Source organism: Lactobacillus melliventris, assembly GCF_042679465.1.
In the GTDB taxonomy this organism is placed as follows: domain Bacteria; phylum Bacillota; class Bacilli; order Lactobacillales; family Lactobacillaceae; genus Lactobacillus; species Lactobacillus melliventris.
In genome coordinates, this window is sequence record NZ_JBHTMT010000012.1 from 1 (window position 1) to 5,274 (window position 5,274).

General features: G+C 50.6%; 2 tRNA genes and 3 rRNA genes. All 5 read left to right on the forward strand.

Annotation, left to right across the window (positions count from 1 at the left end):
- Window positions 1-182: 182 nt before the first annotated feature.
- Window positions 183-1,748: ribosomal RNA gene (locus ACFQ32_RS10235) — 16S ribosomal RNA — on the forward strand.
- Window positions 1,749-1,876: 128 nt separating this feature from the next.
- A tRNA-Ile gene (locus ACFQ32_RS10240) sits at window positions 1,877-1,950 on the forward strand.
- A gap of 41 nt (window positions 1,951-1,991) precedes the next feature.
- Window positions 1,992-2,064: transfer RNA gene (locus ACFQ32_RS10245), tRNA-Ala, on the forward strand.
- A 122-nt stretch (window positions 2,065-2,186) separates the two neighbouring features.
- Window positions 2,187-5,095, forward strand: a 23S ribosomal RNA gene (locus ACFQ32_RS10250).
- A 71-nt stretch (window positions 5,096-5,166) separates the two neighbouring features.
- Window positions 5,167-5,274, forward strand: a 5S ribosomal RNA gene (gene rrf / locus ACFQ32_RS10255); the annotation flags it as partial.

Consider the following 5,274-nt stretch of genomic DNA (forward strand, 5'->3'; position numbering starts at 1 on the left):
GAATCTGGCAAAATAAAAAAGCTGCTTTAGCAGCAGGTAGTACCTTGAAAACTGAACAATGTTTTCGCAAAAATGTGCGGGTTTAAAGAACCCAAAACAAAAGAGCGAAGTCAATTTCGCAAGCAAATAAATCCGAGATGCGAATCTTGGAACGAATGAGCAAACATTCAAACAAACATTTAAAAAATGAGAGTTTGATCCTGGCTCAGGACGAACGCTGGCGGCGTGCCTAATACATGCAAGTCGAGCGAGCAATTTTGACAGAATACTTCGGTAGGAAGTCAGAAGCGCGAGCGGCGGATGGGTGAGTAACACGTGGGCAACCTGCCCTTTAGCTTGGGATACCACTTGGAAACAGGTGCTAATACCAAATAAGCAGCAAGAGCGCATGCTCAAGCTGAGAAAGGCGGCTTTCGAGCTGTCACTAAAGGATGGGCCCGCGGTGCATTAGCTAGTTGGTAAGGTAACGGCCTACCAAGGCGATGATGCATAGCCGAGTTGAGAGACTGACCGGCCACATTGGGACTGAGACACGGCCCAAACTCCTACGGGAGGCAGCAGTAGGGAATCTTCCACAATGGACGCAAGTCTGATGGAGCAACGCCGCGTGAGTGAAGAAGGTTTTCGGATCGTAAAGCTCTGTTGTTGGTGAAGAAGGACAAGGAAAGTAACTGATCTTTGTTTGACGGTAATCAACCAGAAAGTCACGGCTAACTACGTGCCAGCAGCCGCGGTAATACGTAGGTGGCAAGCGTTGTCCGGATTTATTGGGCGTAAAGCGAACGCAGGCGGGAAGATAAGTCAGCTGTGAAAGCCCCCAGCTTAACTGGGGAACTGCAGCTGAAACTATGTTTCTTGAGTGCAGAAGAGGAGAGTGGAACTCCATGTGTAGCGGTGGAATGCGTAGATATATGGAAGAACACCAGTGGCGAAGGCGGCTCTCTGGTCTGTAACTGACGCTGAGGTTCGAAAGCATGGGTAGCGAACAGGATTAGATACCCTGGTAGTCCATGCCGTAAACGATGAGTGCTAAGTGTTGGGAGGTTTCCGCCTCTCAGTGCTGCAGCTAACGCATTAAGCACTCCGCCTGGGGAGTACGACCGCAAGGTTAAAACTCAAAGGAATTGACGGGGGCCCGCACAAGCGGTGGAGCATGTGGTTTAATTCGAAGCAACGCGAAGAACCTTACCAGGTCTTGACATCTAGTGCTAGTCCTAGAGATAGGATGTTTCCTTCGGGAACACTAAGACAGGTGGTGCATGGCTGTCGTCAGCTCGTGTCGTGAGATGTTGGGTTAAGTCCCGCAACGAGCGCAACCCTTATTATTAGTTGCCAGCATTAAGTTGGGCACTCTAATGAGACTGCCGGTGACAAACCGGAGGAAGGTGGGGACGACGTCAAGTCATCATGCCCCTTATGACCTGGGCTACACACGTGCTACAATGGTTAGTACAACGAGCAGCGAACCTGCAAAGGCAAGCGAATCTCTGAAAGCTAATCTCAGTTCGGATTGCACTCTGCAACTCGAGTGCATGAAGCTGGAATCGCTAGTAATCGCGGATCAGCACGCCGCGGTGAATACGTTCCCGGGCCTTGTACACACCGCCCGTCACACCATGAGAGTCTGTAATGCCCAAAGCCGGTGGGATAACCTGCAAAGGAGTCAGCCGTCTAAGGCAGGACAGATGATTAGGGTGAAGTCGTAACAAGGTAGCCGTAGGAGAACCTGCGGCTGGATCACCTCCTTTCTAAGGAAAAGGGAGCCGAGACGGAGAGTAGGAATACTAAGAGAAGTCCGGCAAAGCACATGAGTAGCGAAGACATTGTTTAGTTTTGAGGGTAGTACCTCAGAAAAAGGAAAAGATACGCTAGATACGGGCCTATAGCTCAGCTGGTTAGAGCGCACGCCTGATAAGCGTGAGGTCGATGGTTCAAGTCCATTTAGGCCCATAGGCAAGTATAAAAGAAGCAGCGTGTCTAGAAAAGACATTGGGGGCTTAGCTCAGTTGGGAGAGCACCTGCTTTGCAAGCAGGAGGTCATCGGTTCGAACCCGTTAGCCTCCATTGGATCTGCGACAGATCCAATGAGTTAGTACATTGAAAACTGAATATAATCCAAGAAAAACCGAGAAACAATCAAAAGAGAACAGATTGCTAAAGAGCGACCGAGAGAGTATCTTGAGTAAGGTCAAGTAAAGAAGGGCGCATGGTGAATGCCTAGGCACAATGAGGCGAAGAAGGACGTGACGAACCACGAAAGGCTTCGGGGAGCAGTAAGTACGCAATGATCCGGAGATATCCGAATGGGGGAACCCAATACATGCAGATGCATTACCAGGTGGTGAATCAATAGCCACCTGGGGCAAGACGCAGTGAACTGAAACATCTAAGTAGCTGCAGGAAGAGAAAGAAAAATCGATTTCCCTAGTAGCGGCGAGCGAAGCGGAAAGAGCCCAAACCAGATGATTTATCATTTGGGGTTGTAGGACTGCGACAAGGCAGCGCAAAGGATAGCAGAATTACCTGGGAAGGTAAGCCAGAGAGGGTGAGAGCCCCGTAAGCGAAATCCCAAGCGCGCCGAGCAGGATCCTGAGTAGGTCGGGACACGAGGAATCCCGATTGAAGCAGCGAGGACCATCTCGCAAGGCTAAATACTACATTGTGACCGATAGTGAACCAGTACCGTGAGGGAAAGGTGAAAAGAACCCCGGGAGGGGAGTGAAAGAGAACCTGAAACCGTGTGCCTACAAATAGTCAAAGCCCATTAAAGGGTGATGGCGTGCCTTTTGTAGAATGAACCGGCGAGTTACGTTAATTAGCGAGGTTAAGTCAGAAAAGACGGAGCCGGAGCGAAAGCGAGTCTGAAGAGGGCGCAGTAGTTAGTTGATGTAGACCCGAAACCAAGTGACCTACCCATGACCAGGTTGAAGGTGCGGTAAAGCGCACTGGAGGACCGAACCCACGTAAGTTAAAAATTGCGGGGATGAGTTGTGGGTAGCGGTGAAATTCCAAACGAACTTGGAGATAGCTGGTTCTCTCCGAAATAGCTTTAGGGCTAGCCTGGTGCGAGGATGATCATGGAGGTAGAGCTCTGTTTGGACGAAGGGCCCGTCAGGGGTTACTGAATTCAGATAAACTGCGAATTCCAGCGATCAAGGCACTGGAGTCAGACTGCGAGTGATAAGATCCGTAGTCGAAAGGGAAACAGCCCAGATCACCAGTTAAGGTCCCCAAATCTATGCTAAGTGGAAAAGGATGTGGAGTTGCGTAGACAACTAGGATGTTGGCTCAGAAGCAGCCATCATTAAAAGAGTGCGTAATAGCTCACTAGTCGAGTGACGCTGCGCCGAAAATTTACCGGGGCTAAGCATAGTACCGAAACTGTGGATGTGCAGTAATGCATGTGGTAGGAGAGCGTTCTAAATGCGGCGAAGTTTAACTGTGAAGATAAATGGAGCGTTTAGAAGTGAGAATGCCGGTATGAGTAGCGCAAGATAGGTGAGAATCCTATCCGCCGAAAGACTAAGGTTTCCTGGGGCAGGCTCGTCCGCCCAGGGTAAGTCGGGACCTAAGGCAAGGCCGAAAGGCGTAGTCGATGGAGAACAGGTAGAGATTCCTGTACTGCTTATCTTCGTTAACAGCGAAGGAGGGACGCAGGAGGCAAAGAACGCATGGCGCTGGAAGCCATGTTTAAGCGTCAAGTGTGGTAATGAGTCAAATGCTTGTTACTGGTAAGCACAAGGCGTGATGAGGAGCGAAATTAGAGTAGCGAAGGTTCAAGCGTCACACTGCCAAGAAAAGCTTCTAGTGAGAAGATAGGTACCCGTACCGCAAACCGACACAGGTAGTCGAGTGGAGAACACTCAGGTGAGCGAGAGAACTCTCGTTAAGGAACTCGGCAAAATCGCCCCGTAACTTCGGGAGAAGGGGTGCTGGTGTAAAAGCCAGCCGCAGTGAATAGGCCCAAACAACTGTTTATCAAAAACACAGGTCTCTGCTAAGTCGTAAGACGACGTATAGGGGCTGACACCTGCCCGGTGCTGGAAGGTTAAGGAGAGCTGTTAGCGCAAGCGAAGCAGCGAACTGAAGCCCCAGTAAACGGCGGCCGTAACTATAACGGTCCTAAGGTAGCGAAATTCCTTGTCGGGTAAGTTCCGACCTGCACGAAAGGTGTAATGATTTGGGCACTGTCTCAACGAGAGACTCGGTGAAATTATAATACCCGTGAAGATGCGGGTTACCCGCGACAGGACGGAAAGACCCCATGGAGCTTTACTGCAATTTGATATTGGGCAGCTGTTAAACATGTACAGGATAGGTAGGAGCCGGAGAAGATGGCACGCCAGTGTTATCAGAGGCAATGTTGGGATACTACCCTTGTTTGATGGCTGCTCTAACCAGGGCCTCTAAGCGAGGCATGGGACAGTGTCAGACGGGCAGTTTGACTGGGGCGGTCGCCTCCTAAAGTGTAACGGAGGCGCCCAAAGGTTCCCTCAGAATGGTTGGAAATCATTCACAGAGTGCAAAGGTATAAGGGAGCTTGACTGCGAGAGCGACAACTCGAGCAGGGACGAAAGTCGGGCTTAGTGATCTGGTGGTACCGTATGGAAGGGCCATCACTCAACGGATAAAAGCTACCCTGGGGATAACAGGCTTATCTCCCCCAAGAGTTCACATCGACGGGGAGGTTTGGCACCTCGATGTCGGCTCGTCGCATCCTGGGGCTGAAGTCGGTCCCAAGGGTTGGGCTGTTCGCCCATTAAAGCGGCACGCGAGCTGGGTTCAGAACGTCGTGAGACAGTTCGGTCCCTATCCGTCGTGGGCGTAGGAAATTTGCGAGGAGCTGTCCTTAGTACGAGAGGACCGGGATGGACATACCGCTGGTGTACCAGTTGTCTTGCCAAAGGCATCGCTGGGTAGCTAAGTATGGCCGGGATAAGCGCTGAAAGCATCTAAGTGCGAAGCCCCCCTCAAGATGAGATTTCCCATACGCAAGTAGTAAGACACCTCAAAGACTAAGAGGTAGATAGGCTGGGAGTGGAAGAGCCGTGAGGCTTGGAGCGGACCAGTACTAATCAGTCGAGGACTTGACCAAAGCTTGAAGGCAATTAAGGTTTTTTTAGCGGATTATATTTAGTTTTGAGTGTAAAAGCTCACAAGGAAAAGTACGGTGGCAAGAGCAAGAAGGAAACACCTGTAACCATGCCGAACACAGTAGTTAAGCTTCTTCACGCCGAGAGTAGTTGGTGGGAGACTGCCTGCGAGGGTAGGACG